The sequence below is a fragment of the Yersinia sp. KBS0713 genome, from assembly GCF_005937895.2.
Lineage (GTDB): Bacteria > Pseudomonadota > Gammaproteobacteria > Enterobacterales > Enterobacteriaceae > Yersinia > Yersinia bercovieri.
This window is the reverse complement of sequence record NZ_CP042173.1, coordinates 3,089,348-3,115,976: the sequence shown is the minus strand read 5'-3', so window position 1 is coordinate 3,115,976 and position 26,629 is coordinate 3,089,348. Positions and strand designations below refer to the sequence as shown.

Below are 26,629 nucleotides of genomic sequence, written 5' to 3'. Positions count from 1 at the left end.
GATCCTTAAGGTTTTGCCGATACGTGACTCTGAGCATCCAGTGCCATATTCAGATTCAGCACGTTGACCACTGATTCACCGAAGAAATTAGGTGTCGCTTTCTGTGTGCTGCTATCAATCAATTGTTTCACCTCAGACAGCGGCATTTGGCGCAGGGCCGCAATGCGGGGCGCTTGATAATAGGCGGCTTCCAGCGAAATACTGGGGTCCAAACCACTGCCAGACGCGGTGACCAGATCAACCGGTACTGGGCCTGTTTGCGTAGGATTGGCTTGACGCTGTAATTTAACCCGCTCACTGATAGCCTGCTCCAGCGCCGGATTGCTGATCGCCAAATTACTGCCACCTGAGGCCATTGGATTATAAGGCATCTCTGCGGTGACTGATGGGCGGCCGCTAAAATAACCCGGCTGAGTAAAGTTCTGGCCGATCAAACTGGAACCTATCACCTCATCACCCAACATGACCAGCGACCCCTTAGCTTGCTGGGAAAACATTAATTTAGCCAGCCCGGTGGTCAGTAGCGGGTAGGCGATGCCGGTGATCAGTGTCAGTAATAGCAGTAGCACCAAGGCTGGCCGTAGATATGAGTGGCGGGCTATTGATGACATATTTGTGGTCGATGACATCTTTTATTACCTCAATTTAGCGCTTAAAACGGGCCACCATCAACGGTGACAGTGGCCTTGACGAAAACGTGATTTTCCTAGCCCAAATTTAATGCTGTTAGCACCAGGTCGATCACTTTGATACCGACAAAGGGCACCAGCAGCCCCCCCAGACCATAGATCCACAGGTTGCGGCGCAGCAGGGCGGCGGCACTCATCGCCTTATAGCTGACCCCTTTTAGCGCCAGTGGGATCAGAAATACAATCACCAGTGCGTTAAAGATCACCGCCGACAGGATTGCCGAGGCGGGGGAGTGCAACTGCATCACATTCAGGGCGTTGAGCTGCGGATAGGTCGCGGCAAAGGCCGCCGGGATGATGGCGAAATATTTGGCGACGTCGTTGGCGATACTGAAGGTGGTCAGGGAGCCACGGGTCATCAGCATCTGTTTGCCAATATGCACCACCTCAATCAGCTTGGTCGGGTTGGAGTCTAAATCCACCATGTTGCCCGCCTCTTTGGCCGCCTGAGTCCCGGAGTTCATCGCCACCGCCACATCTGCTTGTGCCAGTGCTGGCGCGTCGTTGGTGCCGTCGCCCGTCATCGCCACCAGCCGACCCTCTGCCTGATACTGACGAATCAATGCCAATTTAGCTTCCGGCGTAGCTTCTGCCAGAAAATCATCCACGCCCGCTTCTGCGGCAATGGCGGCGGCCGTCAGGCGGTTATCACCGGTGATCATCACGGTTTTAATGCCCATTTTGCGCAGTTCTGCAAAACGCTCTTTAATGCCGCCTTTCACGATATCTTTTAGCGCCACCACCCCCAGCACCCGTGGCCCATCCGCCACTACCAGCGGTGTACCGCCGGTGCGGGCAACATACTCTACCGCATCATCCACGGCGCGCGGGAAGTGGCCCTGATTAGACTCCACATGGCGGCGAATTGCATCGACCGCCCCTTTGCGGATCATCCGATCCTGCACGTTAACACCGCTCATGCGGGTTTGCGCCGAGAAGGGCACAAAGGTGGCATTCAGGCTGTGCAGGTCCCGCTCACGCAAGTTAAACCGCTGTTTAGCCAGCACCACGATACTGCGGCCTTCCGGTGTTTCGTCAGCTAGCGAAGAGAGCTGCGCGGCATCCGCCAGTTGCTGCTCGGTGACTCCCGGCGCGGGCAAGAACTCTGACGCCTGGCGATTACCCAGAGTGATGGTGCCGGTTTTATCCAGCAGCAGCACATCAACGTCACCGGCAGCTTCCACCGCGCGCCCACTGGTGGCTATCACGTTGGCCCCCAACATCCGGCTCATCCCCGCCACGCCAATCGCGGATAACAAGCCGCCAATGGTGGTGGGGATAAGACAGACCAGCAGTGCCACCAGCACGGTGATGGTCACGGGATGACCGGCTTGGTTTGCCTCGACGCTGAACACGGAGAATGGATAGAGTGTCGCTGTCGCCAGTAAAAAGACGATGGTCAGCGCGATCAGTAAGATGGTCAGCGCCACTTCGTTTGGCGTCTTGCGACGTTTTGCCCCTTCGACCATGGCTATCATGCGGTCGAGGAAGGTTTCACCCGGATTCGCACTGCACTCGACCACCAGCCAGTCGGACAGCACGCGCGTGCCGCCGGTGACGGAGGAGAAGTCGCCGCCAGATTCGCGGATAACCGGGGCAGATTCACCGGTAATGGCGCTCTCATCCACCGATGCGCCGCCCTCCAGCACTTCGCCATCGCAGGGCACAGTGTCACCGGCCTCGATCAGCACCAGGTCACCCTTGCGTAGACTGTCGGCAGAAACACTCTCATGTGGTGCATCAAAGCGGGCTGCCGAGAGTTTTTTGGCCCAACTGGTTTTTTTCACCCCACGCAGACTCTCAGCCTGCGCTTTGCTGCGCCCCTCGGCCAGTGCTTCGGCAAAGTTGGCAAACAGCACGGTAAACCACAGCCACAGGGCGACACTGCCGGTAAAGGTGGCGCTACCGGCGGTTTGCCCGCTCAATATCGCCAGCCAGATCAGGGTGGTCAGCCAACTGCCCAGATAGACCACGAACATCACCGGATTACGCCACTGGACGCGCGGGTCCAGCTTCTTCATTGCATCAAGCAGCGCTGTACGAACCAGTGCTGGTTCAAAAATCGCGCGTTGTTTGTGAGTCATCGTTATTCTCTCTTAGCAATACTCTTGGCACTGAAGCCGCAGGGGGTAGCGATGCTCGCGACCCCGAATCACTGACTTGAGTAACCTATTCAATGTGGTAACCAGATTTGCAGATGCTCAGCGACCGGGCCTAAGGCCAGCGCAGGGATAAAGGTCAATGCGCCGACCAATAACACCGTACCGACCAGCAAACCGATAAACAGTGGCCCGGCAGTCGGCAGGGTGCCGTTACCCGCAGGTTGGCGCTTTTTCGCCACCAGCGAACTGGCAATCGCCAATACCGGCAGAATCACCCCAAATCGCCCCAGGAACATTGCCGCGGCGAGCAGCAGGTTATAAAACGGCGTGTTAACACTCAGGCCGGCAAAGGCGCTGCCGTTGTTGTTGGCCGCAGAGGAGAGGGCGTAGAGCACTTCGCTAAAACCGTGGGCACCGGGGTTGAGGATCCCGGCGCGGCCGGCATCGGTACAGAGCGCCAGTGCGGTGCCCAGCAGCACGACAGCAGGGGTGACCAGAATCGCCAGCGCGGTCATTTTCATATCAAAAACGTCAATTTTCTTGCCGAGATATTCAGGGGTGCGGCCAATCATCAAGCCAGCAATAAACACGGTTAGCAGCACGAATAGCAACATGCCGTACAAACCTGAACCGACGCCGCCGAACACCACCTCACCAATCTGCATCAGCCACATCGGCACCATGCCACCGAGGGCGGTAAAGGAGTCGTGCATGGCGTTAACCGCTCCGCAAGAGGCGGCGGTCGTCACCACGGCATACATGCTGCTGGCGAGAATACCGAAGCGGGACTCTTTGCCCTCCATATTGATATTGCTGTTGGCACCCAGTTGAGTTAAGTGCGGGTTACCGGCCAGCTCGGCATACATCACCACCACCACGGCGACGACAAAGATTAGCGACATGGCCCAGATCAGCGCATGGCCCTGACGGTTATCCCCGACCACCTGGCCGAAGGCGAAGCAGAGTGCGCAAGGGATCAGGAAAATAGCCAACATCTGCACAAAGTTGCTGAACACGGTTGGGTTCTCAAACGGATGTGCCGAGTTAGCACCAAAGAAGCCGCCGCCATTGGTCCCCAGCATCTTAATAGCTTCCTGCGAGGCCACCGGCCCCATCGGCAAGGTCTGTTTTACCCCCTCCAGGGTGGTGATGTGCAGGTAGCTATCCAGATTTTGCAACACGCCCTGACTGACAAAAATCAGTGCGATGATCAGCGCAATCGGCAGTAAGACATATAGAGTGATGCGCACCAGATCGACCCAGGCATTGCCGAGTGTGGCCGCAGAATGGCGGGCAAAAGCCCGAATCAGCGCAAAAGCGACAGCAATACCGGTGGCGGCAGAGAGGAAGTTTTGTACCGTCAGCCCCGCCATTTGGCTCAGATAACTGAGTGTATTTTCGCCGCTATAGGCTTGCCAGTTGGTGTTGGTGACGAAGCTGACCGCGGTGTTCAGTGCCAGATGCCACGACATACCCGGCATCTTTTCAGGATTCAGCGGCAGTGAGCCTTGCGCCATAAGCAGTGCAAAGAGCAGCACAATGCCCAGCAAGTTAAAGCTGAGGATCGCCAGCGCATATTGCCAGCCGTTCATCTCCGCATTTTTTACCCCACTACAGCGCCATAAACCGGCCTCGATTTTTTGTAATGGCGCAAAAGGTTCGCCTTCGATAAGGCGTGCCAAAACGCCCCCCAACGGACGGGAGAGCACCAACAACACCAGCATGAAACTGGCGATAAGCAGAAATCCTGATGCCGCCATTTAAAAGTCCTCCGCATTAAACAGGGCATAAACCAGATAGCCCAGAAGCAGCAGAACCAGCAGCGCACCACCCATGATGCTGAAACTCACAATACACCTCCACAGCGCATGTTTTGATAACCCAGTTTTGGTCACTCACGATTTGATAACAGCAGCTTAGGAAGTTGGGCGAAAAGTTCTTGATAAAAAAGTGGGGTGGGGTGTAAAAAAAGTATAAAAATGGTCAAAAAAAGTACATCAAGTGGGTGTAATTTATTCAGCTTGAAAAAGGTGATAGCCAATTGCTAATAACCAGATAGTGCATAACGATAATGCAACGAGTAAGTGGCTTTAAATTAACCTTGATGTAACAAAATTACAGAAGTGACAATTTCTATCGATTTTTATGCGCTATTAGTGGTCGGATGAGTGGTAAAGTTTCAATCAATGCGGTAAAATTTTGTCCAGTTACCAATTATCTTATTTAACTTTCAGCGCCTCGCGGTAAATTGGCCTAGCGAACAGTTGGCCATCCATGATACGAAGGCGTTTTTAGAGGAGGATCGTTATGTCCATGTACAATGCATACCCATTACATCAGGTTCTCTTGCGCCGCAGCGCCGTGATTCTGGCGGGCTTACTGGCGCTGCCAGTGATGCTTTTCCGCAAAGATCGCGCCCGTTTCTACAGCTACCTGCACCGTGTCTGGGCGAAAACCAGTGATAAGCCGGTCTGGTTAGCACAGTCTGAAATGGCGGCACAAGATTTTTATTGATGGCTGAGCCAGCAGGCTTTGCGACGATAAACGTACTGTAAAGTGAATAGCCCGCGAGTTAATGCTCGCGGGTTTTTTATTGCCTGCGCCAGGGGCAGATGAGTAACGCGATCAACCAATCCCTGCTTCTTTGGCAACAACTGTTATGATGAAATCAATCAAGTGAGGCACAAGACAACAAAGGTTGATGGAGAATAGGATGCCGCAAAGCAATCAGGTGGTGCACAGTAGTGAATATTGTTATGCGCGCGATGAACTTGATGCACTCTGTGTGGCGGGTATGACCCGTGGCAAGTTGATGGCATTTCATAGCCGCTACAAATTGGTGTTGCTGGCACATTCGCAGCCTGAATACCGCGAAATTGGCCCTTTTATTGCCTCAATGGATAAATGGCCTTCACTTATTGATTTTACTGCGGAGTATCGCCAGCGATTGCTGCATTTACTCTCTCATCAGCCCACCACCGCTAATCACACCAATGTGCTCATGCATGTGCAGGGCTATTTCCGGCCTCACCTCAATTCACCCCAGCGGCAAGCGCTGGCGCAGCTTATCGACCAATATCGGCTGGGTGAATTGCCCCTGAGTACCCCTGTCACCCAACTAATGGCTTATCTGATTGAGTTCCCGAATGATTATCTCTCCGGGCAGCACTACTTTAGCTTTTATTCACCGCAAGGATAGGGCATGGTTACCCATTTGGTTTGGTTGCGTAATGATTTACGCGTCACTGATAATCTAGCCCTATATGCGGCCTGTCAGGATGAGCACGCCAGGGTGATAGCGGTATTTATCGCCACACCTAAGCAGTGGGCGACACATGATATGGCACCGCGGCAGGCGGCATTTTTGCAACAAAATCTGCAACTGTTACAGGGGGCACTGGCCAGTCGCGGGATACCGCTGCACTATCATCAGTGTGATGATTTTCAGGAATCTATTGCCTGGCTGGATAATTTTTGTCAGCAGCAGCAAGTTGATGCGCTGTTTTACAATCAACAGTATGAGTTGAACGAGCGGCGGCGGGATGAGGCATTCACGGCGCAACTAAATCGTCAGTCAATTGCTTGCCATAGTTTCCATGACAGTGTGCTATTGCCGCCGGGGAGCGTCCAGACCGGCAACCATGAGATGTACAAAATATTTACCCCGTTCCGCCGCGCCTTTATTCAGCGGCTGATGATGAGTGATTGCCGTTGTGTACCCGCACCGCAAGCGCGGCAAAACTCAGGCGCTGTCGAATTATCGCCGCTTGAGCCATTTGATTATCCGCAGCACTTGGTCGACAACTCATTATTCCCGGCAGGTGAGGAGGCGGCATTGCAGCGCCTGCGCAGTTTCTGCCGTGAGCAGGTTCAGGACTATCTGCAACAGCGTGATCGGCCCGCCATTGCCGGAACTAGCTGTTTGTCTCCTTATTTAGCGCTAGGCATAGTTTCACCCCGTCAATGCTTTAACCGCCTGCGGGCCGAGTGCCCTGATCTGCTGGAGAGGAGTGACAGTGGGGCTTTTACCTGGCTTAATGAGTTGATCTGGCGTGAGTTTTATCGTCATCTATTAGTGGCCTATCCCCGTTTATGTCAGCATCATCCCTTTATTGGCTGGACTGATGCAGTAAGATGGAATCACTCAGAACAGCAATTAATCGCCTGGCAGCAGGGGCAGACGGGTTATCCTATTGTCGATGCCGCAATGCGGCAACTGAATGAAACCGGCTGGATGCATAACCGCCTGCGTATGATTAGCGCCAGTTTTCTGGTCAAAGATCTGCTGATCGATTGGCGGCACGGCGAGCGCTATTTTATGTCTCAATTATTGGATGGCGATTTGGCAGCTAATAATGGTGGCTGGCAGTGGGCGGCCTCGACGGGTACGGATGCGGCCCCCTACTTTCGTATTTTCAATCCCACCACGCAAGGAGAGCGTTTTGATAAAGAGGGCACCTTTATTCGCCGTTGGTTGCCGGAACTGGCGGCGGTGCCAGACAGTGATATTCATCAGCCCTGGCGCTGGGCGCAGCGGCAACAGCAACATCTGAATTACCCACCACCGCTGGTGGATCATAAGCTGGCTAGATTGGCGACACTCGCGGCATTTGACGCCGCTAAGCGGGATGGCAGCAAGGAAGCCTAATCACAAGGAGCCTTCATGTTTTTGTTAAATTCTTCGGCTAACGCCATGTTATGCCGCCATAATAGGGCCAAAATGGCGCTTAACACGGGGCTGGTTTTATCCCTTAGCCTGTATAGCTCACTGGCTGCGGCGGGCTTTGAGGTGGTAGCACTTGGCGTCGATGGCGGCGTCACCGATGGCAACCTGACCTCCTATCTGATTCGTGATGATAGCCAGCCACTCTATTTGGCGCTGGATGCCGGTTCAGTGTTACCGGGCATTGCCAAGGCGTTGGAGAAGGGCAGTTTCCCTGATATTACCGATGAAATGGCCGCGCCATTGACCCGGCAGGGCTATATCTTCCGCCAACGCATTAATAGCTATTTCATCAGCCACGCCCATCTTGACCATGTATCCGGCCTGATTATTGGTTCACCGGAGGACAGCAAAAAAACCATTTATGCCTCGGCTGATACCATTGATGTGCTGAGGAACTACTATTTTAACTGGCGCGTCTGGCCCAATTTTACCGACAGTGGCAGTGGCACCCGTTTGGGCACTTACCGGATGCAAATGGTGCGCCCAGCCCAGCCGGTGAGCCTCGGACTTACGCGCTTAACCGGTGAGATGTACCCGCTGAGCCATGATAAGTCGCCCTCTTCGATGCTGCTGATTAGCAGTAATAATGCCGCTTTTGCCTATTTTGGCGATACCGGCCCGGATGAGATAGAGAAGTCAAAAAATCTGGATACGGTGTGGCGCAAGCTGGCTGAGAAGGTCAAACAGCAGCAACTGAAAGGGATGATTATTGAAGTCTCCTACCCGAACGCGGTAAGTGACGGCAAGCTGTACGGCCATATGACCCCAAAATGGTTGCTAAAAGAGTTGAAAAATCTGGAAAAGCAGAGCGGCGAAGGTCAGCCCTTAAAAGGTCTGCCGGTGGTGATTAGCCATATAAAACCCTCACTCCAGCAGGGGCAGGATGTACGGCAATCCATCGCCAGTGAGTTGCAGCAAGGCAATGATATGGGGGTGAATTTTATTTTGATGGCGCAAGGGGATCGCCAGCAGTTCTAGCCATTTTTTATCTTTAAGGAGAGTGACATCATGCGTAATACTGAATTAGAAATGCAGCTCAATAACAAACTTAATGCGGCGGCTTTTCAGGATTATGCGCCCAATGGGTTGCAGGTTGAGGGGCGTCAAGATGTACGGCGCATCGTGACCGGTGTTACCGCCAGTCAGGCACTGCTGGATGCGGCAGTGGGGCAACAGGCGGATGCTATTTTAGTGCACCACGGCTACTTCTGGAAGAACGAACCGGTGGTGGTGCGCGGAATGAAACGTAACCGTTTGAAAACATTGCTTACCCACGACATCAACCTGTATGGCTACCACTTACCGCTGGATGCCCACCCTGAGTTGGGCAATAACGCACAGCTGGCGCAGTTACTCGGCATTCGGGTGCTGGGTGAAATTGACCCCTTGCTGCCCTATGGCGAGTTTGAACAGCCGCTAAATGCGGTGATTTTACGTGAACGTCTGGAAAAAATCTTGAACCGTGAGGTGCTGCATTGTGGCGATCATGCACCAGCAGAGATCCGTCGTATTGCCTGGTGTAGTGGTGGCGGGCAGGGATACATTCAGCAAGCCGCTGAGTTTGGGGTGGATGCATTTATAACGGGCGAAGTTTCTGAACAAACCATTCATATTGCCCGAGAGATGGGGGTGAATTTCTATGCGGCAGGGCATCATGCCACTGAGCGCTATGGCATCAAGGCGCTGGGTGAATGGTTAGCCTCAGAGTATAAACTTGAGGTTATCTTTATTGATATTCCCAACCCCGCCTGACCTCATTTTTGCCCTCTTATGCAGAATGCACTGATGATTTTCATCGGTGCATTGCTGTTATTGATGCATTTATCTCACTTAATCGCGTAGTTAACCACTCATGGAATAAGGTTTTATCCTGTTTCAGCGCGTTTAAAACAGTCATCTCATCGCAACTTAGTGTTAAGTCTGCAATTTTTAAGAAGATTTTCTCGTTTGATACTGATTCTAAATAAGAAAAAAATCAGTTTCTGCTGTCTACCCGCATCAAAAAACTAGAAAACCTGCCGTTATCAGCGGTTAATTTTACTCTTTATGCTGTGCCTGGTGGTTATTTGCCACTAGCGGCTAATTAGGCTCTATTGACAGCGGCCAGGCGCTAACGCATAAATATGTACTTATTACTGTTAGTTATCCAACGAAAATGAAAATAGAAATTCTAAATTAATCAGGGGAATGTGAGTGCAACGAGCACGATGCTATTTACTAGGAGAAAGTGCGGTAGTTCTGGAGCTGGAACCGCCGGTAACCTTAGCAAGCCAGCAACGAATTTGGGGTTTGGCTGATCGACTGATTCATCATCCGGATGTCCTTGAGGCGATCCCCGGCATGAATAATCTCACCTTATTGCTAGCCGATCCGCAAAATAGGGCGCTGGACGCTATCGAAAAACTCCAGCGCTGGTGGGAAGAGAGTGAGTCATTACTCCCTGAGTCCCGCGATATCACTATTCCGGTGATCTATGGCGGCGAGGCCGGCCCTGATCTGGCTGAAGTGGCGCGCCATACCGGCATGACTGAGCGTCAGGTGGTCGAGTGCCATGCCGGGGCGAGCTATATCGTCTACTTCCTCGGTTTCCAGCCGGGTTTCTCATACTTAGGTGGGATGCCGGAACAGCTCGCTACCCCACGGCGCGCGGAGCCACGGCTGGTGGTCGCCCCCGGTTCTGTCGGGATTGGTGGCAGCCAAACGGGCATCTATCCGCTGGCGACCCCCGGCGGCTGGCAGCTTATCGGCCGCACCTCGCTGGCACTATTTAACCCACTGGAGATGCCGCCAACCTTGCTACGCCCAGGGGATAATGTGCGCTTTCTGCCGCTAAAGGGGGGCGTATGCTGAAGATTATTCGTTCCGGTATTTACACCACGGTGCAAGACAGTGGCCGTGGCGGTTTCCGCCGATTAGGGATCAGTCAGGGCGGGGCGCTCGATTTACCGGCGCTGAAAATGGCCAATATGTTGGTGGGCAATGAGGCTGATGCTGCCGGGCTGGAGATCACCCTAGGACAATTTGCCGCTGAATTTACTCAGGCGGGTTGGCTAGCGGTGACGGGGGCTGGTTGTGATGCGCGGCTTGATGACCAACTGCTATGGACTGGCTGGCGTTATCCGGTCAAGCCGGGGCAACAGCTCAAACTCAGTGTGCCACACCGTGGGATGCGCAGCTATCTGGCTATCTCTGGCGGCATTGATGTGCCGGAGATGTTGGGATCGCGCAGCACTGATTTGAAAGCGGGTTTTGGCGGTTATCAAGGGCGATTGATTAAAGAGGGCGATGTCCTGCCATTGGGTAAGCCGACACGGTTGCCCCGTGAATCTGTGGGCATCAAACAACTGCTGTTCGGTAACCGTGTTCGCGCAGTGCCGGGGCCGGAATATCATCAATTCGACGATATTGCGCAGGGCGCTTTCTGGCGTGAGGCCTGGCAGCTTAGCCCGCAAAGTAACCGGATGGGCTATCGTCTGACGGGCCGTGAATTAGCCCGCACAACCTCCCGCGAAATGTTGTCCCACGGCTTATTGCCCGGTGTGGTGCAGGTGCCCCATAACGGCCAGCCGATTGTGCTGATGGCGGATGCGCAGACCACTGGTGGTTACCCGCGTATTGCCTGCGTGATCGAGGCTGATCTCTACCATTTAGCGCAAATTAGACTCGGTGAACCGGTGCATTTTGTGCCATGTACCGTCGAAGAGGCGCTGCGGGCAAAATCAGAACAGCAGCATTTCCTGCAACAAATTGAGTGGGGCTTGCAGAAAGGTTTCGATGCCGTGGAGGCCAAATGAAGATTGATTTAAATGCCGATTTAGGTGAAGGCTGCGCTAATGATCAGGCGCTGTTGCAGTTGGTCAGTTCGGCCAATATCGCCTGTGGTTTTCATGCTGGCGACGCGCAGACTATGCGCCAATCAGTGCGCTGGGCCATCGAATATGGCGTAGCTATCGGCGCACATCCCAGCTTCCCTGATCGCGAGAATTTTGGCCGCACCGCGATGCAGCTCCCAGTTGAAACCGTCTATGCCCAAGTGATTTATCAGTTGGGTGCGCTGGCGGCTATCGTCAAGGCGGAAGGGGGAGTGATGCAGCATGTAAAACCCCACGGCATGTTGTACAACCAGGCCGCCGTTGATCCTGCGCTGGCAGATGCTATTGCTCAGGCAGTGAAAGCGGTCGACTCCTCCTTGCACCTCGTCGGGCTAGCGGGCAGTGAGTTGATCCGCGCCGGTCAGCGGGCCGGTCTCGTCACGCGGCAGGAGGTGTTCGCTGATCGCCGCTATCAACCCGATGGCACCTTAGTGCCGCGCAGCCAACCCGATGCCCTCATTGAGAGTGACGATTTGGCGCTGTCACAAACCTTAGCCATGGTGCAGCGTCATCAGGTTCAGGCTCGTGATGGCTGTTGGGTCGCGGTGCAGGCCGATACGGTTTGCGTGCACGGTGATGGCGCTCATGCCCTGGCGTTCGCCCGCCGCTTACGGGACAGTTTTCAGCAGGAGAATATTGCGGTCACCGCGCAGTAGTGAGGCCGTGACGGGGTAATTGTTGGGCAATCACAATCATAACCGCTTGGCCCAGGTGGAATAGATTCACCCATTAAATGCATTTTAAGACAGGAGAGTCACCTTGGAACAAACAGTAAATCTTTGGCCGCTGATTGGTATCGCGGCGATCGTAATTGGCTTTTTACTGCGTATCAACGCGGTGTTAGTGGTGATTACCGCCGGGATCATCACCGGTGTGGCGGCATTGATGCCCCTCGCTACTATTTTGGAAAAGTTGGGGGAGGGCTTTCTCAACACCCGTAACCTACCACTAATCCTGCTATTGCCACTGGCCGTTATCGGCTTGCTTGAGCGCCACGGCTTGAAAGAGCGTGCGCAGGCGTGGATTGCGCAAATTAAGAGTGCCACCTCTGGCCGTTTACTGATTGTCTACCTGTTTGTGCGCGAAGCCACGGCAGCAATGGGTCTCACCAGTCTTGGCGGTCATCCACAAATGGTGCGGCCATTGCTGGCACCGATGGCGGAAGGGGCTGCGGAAACCCGCTATGGTGAGCTGCCGGAAAAAGTGCGTTATCGTTTGCGCGCCATGTCGGCTGCCACGGATAACGTCGGCCTGTTCTTCGGTGAAGATATTTTTGTCGCCTTCGGTGCCATTATCTTCATGCACAACTTTATGTTGGAGTCGGGGGGCATTCAAACCGAGCCACTACACATCGCGCTGTGGGGAATTCCGACCGCGATTTGTGCTTTCTTGATCCATGCTTTCCGTCTGCAACGTTTAGATAAGCAACTCGCTGCTGAATTAACCGCGCTGAACCGCTCTGCCCTGGCAACTAAGGGAGACGCCAAATGATTGTCCAACAACAATATTTGTACTGGCTGGCCGGTGCCGTGTTACTGATTGTCTCGGTGATGTCGTTTCGTGATAAGGCCAACCCGCGCCGTATCACGACGGGTCTATTCTGGGGGCTGTACGGGCTGATTTTTCTGGTGGGCGATTGGAGCTATCGACTGGCCAATACGCTGGCAGGCGAGGGGCCGGATGAGAAGCGCATCCTGAATATTACCGTCGGTGTGGTGGTGGTGATAATGGCGCTGATTGCAGGTTTCGGCGGTGTAAAACTGGGCAGTTATCATCAGCGCACAGCGCAAGAGCGCGAAGTGAGCGCTAAGCGCTTGGGTAATCGGCTGTTTATTCCCGCCCTGGCTATTCCGGTGGTGACGGTAATTGGCGTGTTACTGTTTAATAATATTCCGGCACTGGATCAATGGCTATTTGGTTCGGGTAATCACGCCACCTTGGTCACCCTGTTTTCGATGACTGTTGGTTGTGTCGTTGGCTTGATTATTGCGGTGGTGATGACCCATGAAACGGCAGCACAGCCGGTACAAGAAGCGCGGCGGCTGCTGGACTCAATCGGTTGGGCATTTATCTTGCCGCAAATTTTGGCAACACTGGGCCTGCTGTTTACCACCGCCGGTGTCGGTGTGGCCATTGCACACCTGACGCAAGAGTACCTGGCGGTTGATCATCGCTTTGTCGCCGTGGCGGTCTATGCTATTGGCATGGCAGTATTAACTATGATTATGGGCAATGCTTTTGCTGCTTTCCCAATCGTGACTGCCGGTATCGGTATTCCCATTTTGGTGTTGCAACACGGCGGTAATCCGGCGGTGATGGCGGCTATCGGGATGTTCTCCGGTTACTGCGGTACATTGATGACACCAATGGCAGCCAACTTTAATATTGTTCCAGCAGCATTATTGGAGCTGCCGGACAAAAATGCGGTAATCAAAGCACAAATTCCAACCGGTATTACGCTTTTGATAGTTAACGTATTTTTACTCTATTTTCTGATGTTCCTCTAGGAGAGGCGATGAAAAGCGTACTCATTACCGGGTTTGAACCCTTTGGCGGGGAGCGTGTCAATCCGTCGTGGGAAGTGGTTAAGCAGCTGAATGATTTAATGCTGGGCGGGGTCAGAGTGGTGACCCGTCAGCTACCTTGCGCCTTCGGGGAGGCACTCACTGCGCTGAATGCTGCGATAGATGATATTCAGCCGATTTTGGTGTTAGCCATTGGGCAGGCGGGAGGGCGTGCGGATATCACCATCGAACGGGTGGCGATTAACGTCGATGATGCGCGAATTCCCGATAATTTGGGCCATCAGCCGGTAGATCAACCCATCGTTGAAAATGGCCCCGCAGCTTACTTTACCCGTTTACCGATTAAGGCGATGGTGCAGGGGATGCGTGAGGCGGGTATTCCGGCCTCGGTTTCCCAGACGGCGGGAACCTATGTCTGCAACCATGTGATGTATGGCCTATTGCATCGGTTAAACCAGCTTAATAGTGAGGTAAAGGGTGGGTTTATCCATATCCCTTATCTGCCTGAGCAGGCGGTCAATCACCCTGGTGCGCCGAGTATGTCGACTCATTCGGTATTGATTGCGTTGGAGTTAGCCATTTCGATCGCGTTGCAAATTGAGCATGATTTGCATATCTCTGGTGGCGCGATTCATTGATGTTGCTTATAACTCCCACTCTCTGGGGATAAAAAAACGCCACCTAAGGGTGGCGTGAGGTTATTGACAAAGTGCCGGTTGCGGAGATAACAGCTAGATCGTAAAGACGCCGTCAATCCGTCCCTGGAGGCTCGAGCCGCGCCATCCCTGGCGCGGACGCTTTACTCTTCTACCCGTCCTCTCCGTTCCAGATCGCGTCATCGGGGTTTGTCAGACTGAGCAGAACGAGATGTCAGCTTATTTATTCAGCTGGCTTTTAAAATCACGCTCTGCATAGCCGGTATAAAGCTGACGTGGACGGGCGATTTTGATGCCGTCATCGTGCATTTCATTCCAGTGAGCAATCCAGCCGATGGTTCGGGCGATAGCGAACATCACCGTAAACATTGAAGATGGAATGCCCATGGCTTTCAGGATGATACCTGAATAGAAGTCCACGTTCGGATAGAGTTTCTTCTCAATGAAGTACGGGTCGTTCAGCGCGATACGTTCCAGCTCCATCGCGACTTCCAGCAGGTTGTCGTTCAGATTCAGCTCTTTCAGCACTTCATGACAGGTTTCACGCATCACGGTGGCGCGCGGGTCGTGGTTTTTATACACCCGGTGACCGAAGCCCATCAGGCGGAAAGAGTCATTTTTATCTTTCGCACGGCGGATAAATTCAGGAATGTGCTCTACGGTTTTAATCTCTTCCAGCATCTTCAGGCAAGCTTCGTTCGCGCCACCGTGAGCTGGCCCCCACAGGGAGGCGATACCTGCGGCGATGCAGGCAAATGGGTTTGCGCCAGAAGAGCCGGCGGTACGTACAGTAGAGGTAGAGGCGTTTTGTTCATGGTCGGCATGCAGGATGAAAATACGATCCATAGCGCGCTCGAGCACTGGGTTAACTTCATATTTCTCACATGGCGTGGAGAACATCATGTGCAGGAAGTTGCCCGCGTAAGAGAGGTCATTGCGCGGATAAACAAATGGCTGACCAAGTGAGTATTTGTAGCACATCGCGGCGACGGTCGGCATTTTGGACAGCAGACGGAAGGCGGTGATTTCACGATGGCGTTCATTATTCACATCCAGCGCATCATGGTAGAAGGCTGCCAGTGCGCCGGTGACCCCACACAATACGGCCATTGGGTGTGAGTCGCGGCGGAAACCGTGGAACAGACGGGTAATCTGCTCATGGATCATGGTATGGCGGGTCACCGTGGTTCTGAACGTTTCATACTCTTCTGCGGTTGGCGTTTCGCCATACAGCAGAATGTAGCAAACTTCTAAATAGGTCGAATCTTTTGCCAATTGGGCAATCGGGAAGCCACGGTGCAGCAGAATACCTTCATCACCATCAATGTAAGTGATTTTTGATTCGCAGGATGCGGTAGAGGTAAAACCGGGATCAAAGGTGAAATAACCTTTAGAACCCAAGGTGCGGACGTCAATAACGTCAGTGCCGAGGGTTGGGGATAGCACGCCCAGTTCGATCGCAGCTTCGCCTTCCAGATTCAGCGTCGCCTTTTTGTTAGCCATTTACAGTCTCCTTAGCGCTTATTTTAAAACCTCTAACAACTAAAATAGCTTACATGTCTGTAAGGCAGCACTGCTCTGTTTTTTCATCGCTTATCCTTCTGACTCGCTGTTGCAGCGTGAGTAGCCGGCCTCTCTCTCCCGAATAACTTACCGGTGTAAGGGCCTCGCTATTCGTTTGCTTGCTGTCTCGCTGCTACGTCAAGTTCTTTAGGTCAAGAACGTGATTTAGGGTACAGAGTATCTTGCCAATGCAGCCCGTGATCCGAGGTACTGGATCGACAGGTGGAGTTACAAAGTTGTTAATGATTTATCAGGTTCTTATCTTTTATAATTCATTGCCTACGATTTCTATGGGGATATTCACTCATTACACTGTTACATAACTAGCGCTTATGGGGAAGTGTATACGCAGACCTTTGGTGAATGATATGGCATATTTCTACTTTAGTTGTAATTTAAATGTTTATTCTTTGTCAAATCAGATAATTAATTTTATGTAAATTATGTAAACCGTGATCGTAATCACTGTTCAGGGGAAATGTTCCCAATCAGATTGTGTGGGAATTGTAATAAGAATGTGAACCCCCTATACTGCCGCCAGGTCTCCGGATTACCCTGAAGTAGGAGCACCCAGCGTTATAAAGAGCACGCCTTTTAAGCATTCAGGATGTTATGGTTAAAGGTGCGATGTGAAGGGTTTAAACCCTTAACGCTGTCTGATCCCCACCCAGGCCCGGAGGATGGAAATTAATAAGAGCTGTGTGGGCAAAAACGTGAAAAAACAAAGACCTGTCAATTTGGATCTGCAAACGATCCGATTTCCTGTTACTGCGATAGCGTCCATTTTACACCGCGTCTCTGGCGTAATGACTTTCGTTGCCGTTGGTATCCTCCTCTGGCTGTTAGGTTTGTCTGTCTCCTCGCAAGATGGATTCATGCAGGCTGCGGCGATCATGAATAGCTTTATTGTTAAATTCATCTTCTGGGGAATACTCACTGCGCTGGCCTATCACGTTTGCGGTGGCATTCGTCACTTGCTAATGGATTTCGGCTATATCGAAGAGAGCTTGGCTGCGGGGACCCGCTCCGCCCAAGTCACAATGGTGTTAACCCTGGTGCTGTCAGTTTTAGCTGGAGTCCTTGTATGGTAAGCAATGCTTCTGCGTTAGGGCGTAATGGAGTACACGACTGGCTGTTACTGCGTGCTTCTGCAATCGTCATCACTCTATATATTCTTTATATTCTGGGCTTCGTGATTATCGTCCCAGATATCACCTATGAAATCTGGCGTGGCTTCTTCGCTTCGCACATCACAAAAGTATTTACCCTGCTGACTTTACTGTCGATTCTGGTTCACGCCTGGATTGGTCTGTGGCAGGTATTAACGGACTATATAAAGCCGCTAGCGATACGACTGGTGTTACAGCTTGCTGTCGTGATTACGCTGCTGGTTTATCTCTTGTATGGAACAATTGTGGTGTGGGGTGCTTAAATGAAACTGCCGGTCAGAGAGTTTGATGCTGTTGTTGTCGGTGCGGGTGGTGCTGGTATGCGCGCCGCGCTGCAAATTTCACAAATGGGGCTATCTTGCGCCCTGATATCAAAAGTTTTCCCAACCCGTTCCCATACGGTGTCTGCGCAGGGCGGTATTACCGTCGCGCTGGGTAATACCCACGAAGATAACTGGGAATGGCATATGTATGACACGGTAAAAGGCTCCGATTATATCGGTGACCAGGATGCCATTGAATATATGTGCAAAACCGGCCCAGAAGCGGTGCTGGAACTGGAACATATGGGGTTACCTTTCTCTCGTTTGGATGATGGCAGCATTTATCAGCGGCCATTTGGTGGGCAGTCGTTAAACTTCGGCGGTGGGCAAGCTGCGCGTACCGCGGCAGCAGCTGACCGCACGGGACATGCGCTGTTGCACACCCTTTATCAGCAGAACCTGAAAAACCACACCACCATTTTTTCCGAGTGGTATGCGCTGGATTTGGTGAAGAATCAGGATGGTGCTTTTGTTGGCTGTACTGCCATCTGTATCGAAACCGGTGAAGTGGTCTATTTCAAAGCGCGGGCGACAATCCTGGCGACCGGCGGTGCCGGGCGTATTTATCAATCCACCACCAATGCGCACATTAATACCGGTGACGGTGTCGGCATGGCTCTGCGTGCCGGAGTCCCGGTGCAGGATATGGAAATGTGGCAATTCCACCCGACGGGTATCGCCGGCGCGGGGGTATTGGTGACGGAAGGTTGCCGTGGTGAAGGCGGGTATCTGCTGAATAAACACGGTGAGCGCTTTATGGAACGTTATGCCCCGAACGCTAAGGATTTGGCGGGTCGTGACGTAGTGGCACGTTCCATTATGATCGAAATCCGTGAAGGCCGTGGCTGTGAGGGGCCGTGGGGGCCACACGCCAAACTGAAACTGGATCATTTGGGTAAAGATGTGTTGGAGTCCCGCCTGCCGGGTATTCTTGAGTTATCACGTACCTTTGCTCACGTTGACCCAATCAAAGAACCTATCCCAGTGATCCCAACCTGCCATTATATGATGGGGGGGATTCCAACTAAAGTGACCGGTCAAGCTATCACCGTAAATGAAAAGGGCGAAGACGTTGTCATCCCTGGTCTATTTGCAGTGGGTGAAATTGCCTGTGTTTCTGTCCACGGCGCAAACCGTCTGGGTGGCAACTCATTACTGGACCTGGTGGTCTTTGGTCGCGCAGCCGGTATGCATCTGCAAGAGTCATTGATGGAGCAGGGTACTAGCCGCGATGCCAGCGACTCAGATATTGAAGCTTCACTGGACCGCATGAATCGCTGGAATAACACCCGTTCAGGTGAAGATCCGGTTGAGATCCGCAAAGCATTACAGGCCTGTATGCAGAATAACTTCTCGGTCTTCCGTGAAGGTGATGCTATGGCAAACGGCTTGGAAGAACTGAAAACTATCCGCGAACGTCTGCAAAATGCCCGTCTGGATGACACATCTAGTGAGTTCAATACTCAGCGTATTGAATGCCTAGAGTTGGACAACTTGATGGAAACTGCGTTTTCCACCGCCGTATCAGCAAACTTCCGTACCGAAAGCCGTGGCGCGCATAGCCGCTTCGACTTCCCGGAACGTGATGATGCGAACTGGCTGTGTCACTCGCTCTATTTGCCAGATACCGAAAGCATGACCCGCCGTGAGGTAAACATGCAACCTAAGTTACGCGCGGCCTTCCCGCCGAAAGTGCGTTCTTATTAAGACATGTGTTGTGCTGATAGGGTTAAACCCTAACCCGTTGCGGAGGATTAGATCATGAAGCTTGAGTTTTCAATTTATCGCTACAACCCGGACGTCGATGACGCGCCGCACATGCAAGAGTATACGCTGGAAGCGGAAGAGGGCCGGGACATGATGTTGCTGGATGCGCTAATCCAGCTGAAAGAAAAAGATCCGACGCTATCGTTCCGCCGCTCATGCCGTGAGGGGGTTTGCGGTTCTGATGGCCTGAATATGAATGGCAAAAATGGCCTGGCCTGCATCACGCCAATTTCAGCTTTGCAGAAGGGTAATAAGAAGATTGTGATTCGCCCATTGCCGGGGCTACCGGTGGTGCGGGATTTAGTGGTCGATATGGGGCAGTTTTATACTCAGTACGAGAAAATCAAACCTTACCTATTAAATGACGGCAAAAATCCGCCAGCACGTGAGCATTTACAGTCGCCGGAACAGCGCGAGAAGCTGGATGGTCTGTACGAGTGCATTATGTGTGCTTGCTGCTCAACCTCTTGCCCGTCATTCTGGTGGAATCCGGATAAGTTTGTCGGCCCTGCGGGGTTATTGGCTGCCTATCGCTTCCTGATAGATAGCCGTGATACTGAAACAACAGCACGTTTGGATGATCTGGACGACGCTTTTAGTGTTTTCCGCTGCCATAGCATCATGAATTGTGTCAGTGTTTGTCCTAAGGGCCTTAACCCGACCCAAGCGATTGGCCACATTAAATCTATGCTGCTACAGCGTAGCGCATGATAACCAAAGTGTTGCGCAGCGTAGCGAATGACTGTTGCAACATAGTGCGTGATGTGAGTTTATTAACCTGGGGAGTGTTTTCCCCAGGTAGCTTCAAGGTAGGGAATCTCTAAAAGCCGGCGCGCTGTCCGTTTTTAGAGGTTCCTTGAACGGGACCGTTAAGGTCCATAACAGAACGTGCATTGAGCATGTCGAGTGAACCGTTTTTACGGCAAACCGTTGATATTACGGTGTATATGTTAACCACGGCGAAAACTGAAGCTTCAAAGCTTAAGGGATCATGATGCAGAACGGCGCAATGAAGGCCTGGCTGGATTCCTCCTATCTGGCGGGCGCGAACCAGTCCTACATAGAGCAGCTCTATGAAGACTTTTTAACTGATCCTGGTTCCGTTGATGATAGTTGGCGTTCAATTTTTCAACAACTACCAACGACGGGTGTAAAACCTGATCAGTTCCACTCTCAAACGCGTGAGTATTTCCGTCGCCTGGCGAAGGACCCCTCGCGTTATAACTCATCCATCAGCGATCCTGAAAATGATGCCAAGCAAGTCAAGGTGTTGCAGTTAATCAACGCCTTCCGCTTCCGCGGCCATCAACATGCCAACCTTGACCCACTTGGTTTGTGGAAGCAGGAGTCTGTTCCAGACCTCGAGCCTTCCTACCACAACCTGACTGAGGCCGATTTCCAGAACACCTTCAATGTAGGCTCTTTTGCTATCGGCAAAGAGACCATGAAGCTGTCTGACCTGTATGCAGCCCTGAAGCAGACTTACTGCGGCCCTATCGGCGCTGAATATATGCACATCACCAACACCGACGAGAAACGCTGGCTGCAACAGCGTATTGAGTCGGTGGTCGGGAAGCCGACATTCAGCGAAGAAGAGAAGCGTCGCTTCCTGAGCGAACTGACCGCCGCTGAAGGTCTGGAACGTTATCTGGGGGCCAAATTCCCCGGTGCTAAGCGCTTCTCGCTGGAGGGGGGCGATTCGCTGGTCACCATGCTCAAAGAGATGATTCGCCATGCCGGTAAAAATGGCACACGCGAAGTGGTGCTGGGGATGGCTCACCGTGGCCGCCTGAACGTATTGATTAACGTGCTGGGTAAGAAACCGGAAGATCTGTTTGATGAGTTCGCCGGTAAGCATAAAGAGCATCTGGGGACGGGGGACGTCAAATACCATCAGGGCTTCTCGTCTGATGTGGAAACGGAAGGCGGTCTGGTTCACCTGGCGCTGGCCTTCAACCCATCTCACCTGGAGATTGTCAGCCCGGTGGTTATCGGTTCTGTGCGCGCACGCCGTGACCGCCTGGATGAAGCCCGCAGCAATATGGTATTGCCAATCACCATTCATGGTGATGCGGCGATTGCCGGTCAGGGTGTGGTGCAAGAGACCTTGAACATGTCACAAGCTCGCGGCTATGAAGTCGGCGGGACTGTGCGCATTGTTATCAACAACCAGATTGGGTTTACCACCTCGAACCCGCTGGATGCACGTTCTACTCAGTACTGTACCGACATCGCTAAAATGGTACAGGCACCGATTTTCCACGTGAATGCGGATGACCCTGAAGCTGTGGCGTTTGTGACGCGTCTGGCGTTGGATTTCCGTAACACCTTTAAACGTGACGTGATGATCGATCTGGTTTGCTACCGTCGCCATGGGCATAACGAAGCCGATGAGCCAAGTGCCACGCAGCCAGTGATGTATCAGAAGATCAAAAAACATCCGACACCGCGCAAAATCTATGCTGATAAGCTGACTGAGCAAAACATCGCGACCCTGGAAGATGCCACGGAAATGGTCAATTTGTACCGTGATGCATTGGATGGTGGCGAGTGTGTGGTGGAAGAGTGGCGTCCGATGAATCTGCAATCCTTCACCTGGTCGCCGTATCTGAACCATGAATGGGATGAAGAGTACCCAAGCAAAGTTGAAATGAAACGCCTGCAAGATTTGGCGCGCCGTATCAGCCATGCGCCGGAAGCTATTGAAATGCAATCCCGTGTTGCCAAGATTTATGGTGACCGCGCCTTGATGGCCAGTGGTGAGAAGCCATTCGACTGGGGTGGGGCTGAAACACTGGCCTACGCCACACTGGTTGATGAAGGCATTCCAATCCGCCTGTCGGGTGAAGATGCGGGGCGCGGAACTTTCTTCCATCGTCATGCTGTGATCCATAACCAGAAAAATGGCTCAGTTTATGTACCACTGTCGAATGTGCACAGTGGGCAGGGCGAGTTCCAGGTTTGGGACTCTGTGCTGTCGGAAGAAGCGGTCTTGGCATTCGAATATGGCTACGCCACCGCAGAACCTCGCACCCTGACTATCTGGGAAGCGCAGTTCGGTGACTTTGCCAACGGTGCACAGGTGGTTATCGACCAGTTCATCAGCTCCGGTGAGCAGAAATGGGGCCGGATGTGTGGTCTGGTGATGCTGTTGCCACATGGCTACGAAGGCCAAGGCCCGGAGCACTCCTCTGCGCGGTTGGAACGCTACCTGCAACTTTGTGCTGAACAAAATATGCAAGTGTGTATCCCATCAACGCCGGCACAGGTTTACCACATGATTCGCCGTCAGGCGCTGCGTGGGATGCGCCGTCCGCTGGTGGTGATGTCACCGAAGTCACTGTTGCGTCATCCATTAGCAATATCATCTCTGGATGAGTTGGCGAATGGGAGCTTCTTGCCTGCTATCGGTGAAGTTGACGAAATGGACCCGAAAGGCGTTAAGCGGGTCGTGATGTGCTCTGGCAAGGTCTATTATGATCTGTTGGAACAGCGCCGTAAGAATGGGCAAACCGATGTTGCTATCGTGCGTATCGAGCAGCTTTATCCGTTCCCACACCATGCCGTCCAGGCTGTATTGGAGCAATTTGCTCACGTGCATGATTTCGTCTGGTGTCAGGAAGAGCCGCTTAATCAGGGTGCATGGTATTGCAGCCAACACAACTTCCGCGAAGTGATTCCATTTGGTGCTTCCTTGCGCTATGCAGGCCGCCCGGCGTCCGCTTCACCGGCAGTGGGATACATTTCCGTACACCAGAAACAACAACAAGCTCTGGTTAATGACGCGCTGACCGTTGAATAGCGAATCGGTTAACACATAAAGGATAGAGAATGAGTAGCGTAGATATTAATGTTCCTGACCTCCCTGAGTCTGTCGCCGATGGCTCAGTCGCAACCTGGCACAAAAAACCGGGTGACAGCGTTAAGCGTGATGAAGTGCTGGTTGAGATTGAAACAGACAAAGTGATTCTGGAAGTTCCGGCTAGTCAGGACGGTATTTTGGACGCCATTTTGGAAGATGAAGGGGCAACCGTCACCTCACGTCAGGTTCTGGGCCGTATCCGTCCAAGTGATAGCTCAGGCAAGCCGACAGAAGAGAAGAGCCAAAGCACTGAGTCCACTCCGGCTCAGCGCCAGACTGCCAGCCTGGAAGAAGAGAGCAACGATAGCCTCAGCCCGGCTATTCGCCGCCTGATTGCTGAGCATGACCTCGATGCCACTGCCATTAAAGGTAGCGGTGTTGGCGGTCGAATCACACGTGAAGACGTTGATAGCCATTTGGCAAACCGTAAAGCTGCGCCAGTAGCGGTTGCCGCTAAAGTTGAAGCCGCCGCGCCAGCCGCGTTGGCGGGCCGCAGTGAAAAGCGGGTGCCAATGACTCGCCTGCGTAAACGTGTTGCTGAGCGACTGTTAGAGGCGAAAAACAGCACCGCGATGTTGACCACGTTCAACGAAATCAACATGAAGCCAATCATGGATCTGCGTAAGCAGTATGGTGAAGCTTTTGAGAAACGTCACGGTGTCCGCTTGGGCTTTATGTCCTTCTATATCAAAGCGGTTGTTGAAGCACTGAAACGCTATCCTGAAGTGAATGCCTCCCTTGATGGCGAAGACGTGGTTTACCACAACTACTTCGATATCAGCATTGCGGTTTCTACCCCGCGCGGCCTGGTGACCCCGGTCTTGCGTGATGTAGATACCATGGGCATGGCAGATATTGAGAAGAAAATCAAAGAGCTGGCTGTAAAAGGCCGTGATGGCAAACTGAAAGTTGAAGAGCTGACCGGCGGTAATTTCACCATTACTAACGGCGGTGTATTTGGCTCCCTGATGTCGACTCCGATCATTAACCCACCACAAAGCGCGATCCTTGGCATGCACGCCATCAAAGATCGTCCAATGGCGGTAGATGGTCAGGTAGTGATTCTGCCGATGATGTATCTGGCACTCTCCTACGATCACCGCTTAATCGATGGCCGCGAGTCTGTGGGTTATTTGGTGACGGTGAAAGAGATGCTGGAAGATCCAGCTCGCTTGCTGCTCGACGTATAAAAAAGATAAATGACAAGGTTAGCCTGATTGCAAGGTGTTGATTACCTGCCTCCGCGCAATCAGGCAGCCTAGTAGGCTTCGGCCCATCTCAGACCTTATATGGATAGAACATCATGAATTTACACGAATATCAGGCAAAACAACTGTTTGCTCGGTATGGCATGCCAGCTCCAACTGGCTACGCCTGTAGCACACCGCGTGAAGCAGAAGAAGCCGCATCTAAAATCGGTGCTGGCCCGTGGGTGGTTAAATGTCAGGTTCATGCGGGCGGTCGCGGTAAAGCGGGCGGCGTGAAACTGGTTAACAGCAAAGAAGATATTCGTGCTTTCGCTGAACAGTGGTTAGGTAAAAAACTGGTGACTTACCAGACAGATGCGCATGGTCAGCCGGTTCATCAGATTCTGGTTGAAGCAGCAACTGATATCGACAAAGAGTTGTATCTGGGCGCGGTTATTGATCGTAGCTCCCGTCGTGTGGTGTTTATGGCATCCACCGAAGGCGGTGTTGAAATTGAGAAAGTGGCCGAAGAGACGCCAGAACTGATCCATAAAATTGCACTGGATCCATTAACTGGCCCGCAGCCTTATCAGGGGCGTGAGTTGGCCTTTAAGCTGGGGCTGACGGGTAAGCAAGTGGCTCAGTTCACCAAGATCTTTATGGGTCTGGCAACACTGTTCCTGGAGCGTGATCTGGCGATGGTTGAGATCAACCCGCTGGTTATCACCAAACAGGGCGATTTGGTCTGCCTGGATGGCAAATTGGGTGCTGACGGTAATGCTCTGTTCCGCCAACCAGAACTGCGCGAAATGCGCGACCAGTCGCAGGAAGATGCCCGTGAAGCACAAGCTGCGCAGTGGGAACTGAACTATGTGGCGCTGGATGGCAACATCGGTTGTATGGTCAACGGTGCTGGTTTGGCAATGGGTACCATGGACATCGTGAAACTGCACGGTGGTGAACCGGCTAACTTCCTTGATGTGGGCGGTGGTGCAACCAAAGAGCGTGTGACTGAAGCTTTCAAAATCATTTTGTCTGACGACAAAGTGAAAGCGGTTTTCGTTAACATCTTCGGCGGCATTGTGCGTTGCGATCTGATCGCTGATGGCATTATTGGTGCCGTTGAAGAAGTGGGTGTTAGCGTGCCAGTGGTGGTTCGTCTGGAAGGGAATAATGCCGAACTGGGTGCCAAAAAGCTGGCAGACAGCGGTTTGAATATCATTGCTGCGACCAGCCTGACAGATGCGGCTCAGCAAGTTGTAGCGGCAGTGGGGGCTAAATAATGTCAATTTTAATTAATAAAAACACCAAAGTTATTTGCCAGGGTTTTACCGGTAGCCAGGGGACTTTCCACTCTGAACAAGCTATCGCCTACGGCACAAAAATGGTTGGCGGTGTCACGCCTGGTAAAGGCGGCACTCAACATCTGGGTCTGCCGGTTTTCAATACTGTGCGTGAAGCAGTAGAGACTACCGGTGCGACCGCATCTGTTATCTATGTGCCAGCACCGTTTTGCAAAGATTCGATTCTGGAAGCTATCGACGCTGGTATCAAACTGATTATCTGTATTACTGAAGGCATCCCAACGCTGGATATGCTGGTGGTAAAAGTCAAATTAGAACAGTCTGATGCGCGCATGATCGGCCCGAACTGCCCAGGTGTTATCACCCCGGGCGAGTGTAAAATTGGTATCATGCCGGGCCATATTCACTTGCCAGGTAAAGTCGGTATCGTTTCCCGCTCAGGTACATTGACCTATGAAGCGGTAAAACAGACCACTGACATCGGTTTTGGTCAATCGACATGTGTTGGTATTGGTGGTGATCCGATCCCTGGTTCCAACTTTATTGATATTCTGAAGTTGTTCCAGGAAGACCCACAAACTGAAGTCATCGTGATGATAGGTGAAATCGGCGGTAATGCAGAAGAAGAAGCGGCAGCTTATATCAAAGAGCACGTGACTAAACCTGTTGTCGGTTACATTGCCGGTGTCACTGCGCCAAAAGGTAAACGTATGGGGCACGCAGGTGCCATCATTGCTGGCGGTAAAGGTACGGCAGATGACAAATTCGCGGCACTGGAAGCTGCTGGCGTGAAAACAGTACGTAGCTTGGCTGAAATTGGTGATGCGGTTAAAGCTATCTTGCCGCAGTAATCAATAAAACGGCAGTCGATGGAGGCCACCTTT

General features: G+C 52.4%; 24 protein-coding genes. 19 read left to right on the top strand and 5 right to left on the bottom strand.

Features of this window, described 5'->3' with window-relative positions; all coding sequences use genetic code 11:
• Window positions 1-5 precede the first annotated feature (5 nt).
• From kdpC to FFE93_RS14800, 4 genes are all read right to left on the bottom strand, one after another.
• Window positions 6-629, bottom strand: coding sequence for a potassium-transporting ATPase subunit KdpC (gene kdpC, locus FFE93_RS14815; protein ID WP_057647534.1), 624 nt, complete (start codon window positions 627-629; stop codon window positions 6-8).
• 77 nt (window positions 630-706) lie between these two features.
• Window positions 707-2,773, bottom strand: coding sequence for a potassium-transporting ATPase subunit KdpB (kdpB, locus tag FFE93_RS14810; protein WP_005277095.1), 2,067 nt, complete (start codon window positions 2,771-2,773; stop codon window positions 707-709).
• A gap of 89 nt (window positions 2,774-2,862) precedes the next feature.
• A complete protein-coding gene (gene kdpA, locus FFE93_RS14805; protein ID WP_049599473.1) occupies window positions 2,863-4,551 on the bottom strand; it encodes a potassium-transporting ATPase subunit KdpA in 1,689 nt (562 codons plus the stop codon).
• Window positions 4,552-4,641, bottom strand: coding sequence for a K(+)-transporting ATPase subunit F (locus FFE93_RS14800; RefSeq protein ID WP_032898491.1), 90 nt, complete (start codon window positions 4,639-4,641; stop codon window positions 4,552-4,554).
• Window positions 4,642-5,098: 457 nt separating this feature from the next.
• Here FFE93_RS14800 and FFE93_RS14795 point away from each other — a divergent pair, with 457 nt between their 5' ends.
• The 11 genes from FFE93_RS14795 (at window position 5,099) to pcp (ending at window position 14,552) form a co-directional block, all read left to right on the top strand.
• On the top strand, window positions 5,099-5,305 hold the full coding sequence (locus FFE93_RS14795) for a YbfA family protein (protein WP_032898490.1): 207 nt from the start codon (window positions 5,099-5,101) through the stop codon (window positions 5,303-5,305).
• A gap of 199 nt (window positions 5,306-5,504) precedes the next feature.
• Complete coding sequence (locus FFE93_RS14790) at window positions 5,505-5,990, top strand: YbgA family protein (protein ID WP_057647539.1); 486 nt, start codon at window positions 5,505-5,507, stop codon at window positions 5,988-5,990.
• A 3-nt stretch (window positions 5,991-5,993) separates the two neighbouring features.
• Complete coding sequence (gene phrB, locus FFE93_RS14785; protein WP_054872444.1) at window positions 5,994-7,439, top strand: deoxyribodipyrimidine photo-lyase; 1,446 nt, start codon at window positions 5,994-5,996, stop codon at window positions 7,437-7,439.
• Window positions 7,440-7,484: 45 nt separating this feature from the next.
• Window positions 7,485-8,495, top strand: a complete 1,011-nt coding sequence (locus FFE93_RS14780; RefSeq protein ID WP_172666411.1) for an MBL fold metallo-hydrolase — start codon at window positions 7,485-7,487, stop codon at window positions 8,493-8,495.
• Window positions 8,496-8,525: 30 nt separating this feature from the next.
• On the top strand, window positions 8,526-9,269 hold the full coding sequence (locus tag FFE93_RS14775; protein WP_054872443.1) for a type 2 GTP cyclohydrolase I: 744 nt from the start codon (window positions 8,526-8,528) through the stop codon (window positions 9,267-9,269).
• Window positions 9,270-9,710: 441 nt separating this feature from the next.
• Window positions 9,711-10,367, top strand: coding sequence for a 5-oxoprolinase subunit PxpB (pxpB, locus tag FFE93_RS14770; protein ID WP_005279648.1), 657 nt, complete (start codon window positions 9,711-9,713; stop codon window positions 10,365-10,367).
• Window positions 10,361-11,311 carry a 5-oxoprolinase subunit PxpC gene (gene pxpC / locus FFE93_RS14765; RefSeq protein ID WP_057647547.1) on the top strand — a complete coding sequence of 317 codons (951 nt, stop codon included), beginning with the start codon at window positions 10,361-10,363 and terminating at the stop codon, window positions 11,309-11,311. Before pxpB ends, pxpC begins: the two co-directional genes overlap by 7 nt.
• Entirely contained in the window at window positions 11,308-12,045 is a 738-nt protein-coding gene (gene pxpA, locus FFE93_RS14760; RefSeq protein ID WP_032899111.1) for a 5-oxoprolinase subunit PxpA, read from the top strand. The genes pxpC and pxpA overlap by 4 nt, the downstream gene beginning before the upstream one ends.
• 103 nt (window positions 12,046-12,148) lie before the next feature.
• The gene (locus FFE93_RS14755) at window positions 12,149-12,880 is read left to right on the top strand and encodes a DUF969 domain-containing protein (protein WP_005279651.1); all 732 of its coding nucleotides are present in this window, start codon (window positions 12,149-12,151) and stop codon (window positions 12,878-12,880) included.
• Window positions 12,877-13,896: a DUF979 domain-containing protein gene (locus FFE93_RS14750; protein WP_032899113.1), complete on the top strand. Its 1,020-nt coding sequence runs from the start codon at window positions 12,877-12,879 to the stop codon at window positions 13,894-13,896. The genes FFE93_RS14755 and FFE93_RS14750 overlap by 4 nt, the downstream gene beginning before the upstream one ends.
• A gap of 8 nt (window positions 13,897-13,904) precedes the next feature.
• On the top strand, window positions 13,905-14,552 hold the full coding sequence (pcp, locus tag FFE93_RS14745) for a pyroglutamyl-peptidase I (protein ID WP_005279653.1): 648 nt from the start codon (window positions 13,905-13,907) through the stop codon (window positions 14,550-14,552).
• A gap of 237 nt (window positions 14,553-14,789) precedes the next feature.
• On the opposite strand, the gene FFE93_RS14735 is transcribed toward pcp, so the two are convergent.
• A complete protein-coding gene (locus FFE93_RS14735; RefSeq protein WP_005278459.1) occupies window positions 14,790-16,073 on the bottom strand; it encodes a citrate synthase in 1,284 nt (427 codons plus the stop codon).
• 740 nt (window positions 16,074-16,813) lie between these two features.
• Between FFE93_RS14735 and sdhC the strand changes: the two genes are divergently transcribed.
• The 8 genes from sdhC (at window position 16,814) to sucD (ending at window position 26,596) form a co-directional block, all read left to right on the top strand.
• Window positions 16,814-17,224, top strand: a complete 411-nt coding sequence (gene sdhC, locus FFE93_RS14730; protein WP_172666406.1) for a succinate dehydrogenase cytochrome b556 subunit — start codon at window positions 16,814-16,816, stop codon at window positions 17,222-17,224.
• A complete protein-coding gene (sdhD, locus tag FFE93_RS14725) occupies window positions 17,218-17,565 on the top strand; it encodes a succinate dehydrogenase membrane anchor subunit (protein ID WP_032898739.1) in 348 nt (115 codons plus the stop codon). The genes sdhC and sdhD overlap by 7 nt, the downstream gene beginning before the upstream one ends.
• Window positions 17,566-19,332 carry a succinate dehydrogenase flavoprotein subunit gene (gene sdhA, locus FFE93_RS14720; protein ID WP_005278468.1) on the top strand — a complete coding sequence of 589 codons (1,767 nt, stop codon included), beginning with the start codon at window positions 17,566-17,568 and terminating at the stop codon, window positions 19,330-19,332.
• Between the two features lie 54 nt (window positions 19,333-19,386).
• On the top strand, window positions 19,387-20,103 hold the full coding sequence (locus FFE93_RS14715; RefSeq protein WP_004875590.1) for a succinate dehydrogenase iron-sulfur subunit: 717 nt from the start codon (window positions 19,387-19,389) through the stop codon (window positions 20,101-20,103).
• Window positions 20,104-20,386: 283 nt separating this feature from the next.
• Entirely contained in the window at window positions 20,387-23,194 is a 2,808-nt protein-coding gene (sucA, locus tag FFE93_RS14710) for a 2-oxoglutarate dehydrogenase E1 component (protein WP_138775984.1), read from the top strand.
• A gap of 29 nt (window positions 23,195-23,223) precedes the next feature.
• Complete coding sequence (gene odhB, locus FFE93_RS14705; protein ID WP_005278475.1) at window positions 23,224-24,444, top strand: 2-oxoglutarate dehydrogenase complex dihydrolipoyllysine-residue succinyltransferase; 1,221 nt, start codon at window positions 23,224-23,226, stop codon at window positions 24,442-24,444.
• Window positions 24,445-24,557: 113 nt separating this feature from the next.
• Window positions 24,558-25,724 carry an ADP-forming succinate--CoA ligase subunit beta gene (sucC, locus tag FFE93_RS14700; protein WP_005278478.1) on the top strand — a complete coding sequence of 389 codons (1,167 nt, stop codon included), beginning with the start codon at window positions 24,558-24,560 and terminating at the stop codon, window positions 25,722-25,724.
• On the top strand, window positions 25,724-26,596 hold the full coding sequence (gene sucD, locus FFE93_RS14695) for a succinate--CoA ligase subunit alpha (RefSeq protein ID WP_032898742.1): 873 nt from the start codon (window positions 25,724-25,726) through the stop codon (window positions 26,594-26,596). Before sucC ends, sucD begins: the two co-directional genes overlap by 1 nt.
• The last annotated feature ends 33 nt before the right edge of the window (window positions 26,597-26,629 follow it).

Bases quoted from the DNA above. Each gene is read 5' to 3' on its own strand.
- FFE93_RS14715 (WP_004875590.1), top strand. From the start codon at position 19,387: ATGAAGCTTGAGTTTTCAATTTATCGCTACAACCCGGACGTCGATGAC.
- FFE93_RS14735 (WP_005278459.1), bottom strand. From the start codon at position 16,073: ATGGCTAACAAAAAGGCGACGCTGAATCTGGAAGGCGAAGCTGCGATC.
- kdpC (WP_057647534.1), bottom strand. From the start codon at position 629: ATGTCATCGACCACAAATATGTCATCAATAGCCCGCCACTCATATCTA.
- kdpA (WP_049599473.1), bottom strand. From the start codon at position 4,551: ATGGCGGCATCAGGATTTCTGCTTATCGCCAGTTTCATGCTGGTGTTG.
- sucC (WP_005278478.1), top strand. From the start codon at position 24,558: ATGAATTTACACGAATATCAGGCAAAACAACTGTTTGCTCGGTATGGC.
- sdhD (WP_032898739.1), top strand. From the start codon at position 17,218: ATGGTAAGCAATGCTTCTGCGTTAGGGCGTAATGGAGTACACGACTGG.
- FFE93_RS14750 (WP_032899113.1), top strand. From the start codon at position 12,877: ATGATTGTCCAACAACAATATTTGTACTGGCTGGCCGGTGCCGTGTTA.
- sdhA (WP_005278468.1), top strand. From the start codon at position 17,566: ATGAAACTGCCGGTCAGAGAGTTTGATGCTGTTGTTGTCGGTGCGGGT.
- sdhC (WP_172666406.1), top strand. From the start codon at position 16,814: ATGGAAATTAATAAGAGCTGTGTGGGCAAAAACGTGAAAAAACAAAGA.
- pxpC (WP_057647547.1), top strand. From the start codon at position 10,361: ATGCTGAAGATTATTCGTTCCGGTATTTACACCACGGTGCAAGACAGT.
- kdpB (WP_005277095.1), bottom strand. From the start codon at position 2,773: ATGACTCACAAACAACGCGCGATTTTTGAACCAGCACTGGTTCGTACA.
- sucD (WP_032898742.1), top strand. From the start codon at position 25,724: ATGTCAATTTTAATTAATAAAAACACCAAAGTTATTTGCCAGGGTTTT.
- odhB (WP_005278475.1), top strand. From the start codon at position 23,224: ATGAGTAGCGTAGATATTAATGTTCCTGACCTCCCTGAGTCTGTCGCC.
- sucA (WP_138775984.1), top strand. From the start codon at position 20,387: ATGCAGAACGGCGCAATGAAGGCCTGGCTGGATTCCTCCTATCTGGCG.
- FFE93_RS14790 (WP_057647539.1), top strand. From the start codon at position 5,505: ATGCCGCAAAGCAATCAGGTGGTGCACAGTAGTGAATATTGTTATGCG.
- pcp (WP_005279653.1), top strand. From the start codon at position 13,905: ATGAAAAGCGTACTCATTACCGGGTTTGAACCCTTTGGCGGGGAGCGT.
- phrB (WP_054872444.1), top strand. From the start codon at position 5,994: ATGGTTACCCATTTGGTTTGGTTGCGTAATGATTTACGCGTCACTGAT.
- FFE93_RS14795 (WP_032898490.1), top strand. From the start codon at position 5,099: ATGTCCATGTACAATGCATACCCATTACATCAGGTTCTCTTGCGCCGC.
- pxpA (WP_032899111.1), top strand. From the start codon at position 11,308: ATGAAGATTGATTTAAATGCCGATTTAGGTGAAGGCTGCGCTAATGAT.
- FFE93_RS14775 (WP_054872443.1), top strand. From the start codon at position 8,526: ATGCGTAATACTGAATTAGAAATGCAGCTCAATAACAAACTTAATGCG.
- FFE93_RS14780 (WP_172666411.1), top strand. From the start codon at position 7,485: ATGTTATGCCGCCATAATAGGGCCAAAATGGCGCTTAACACGGGGCTG.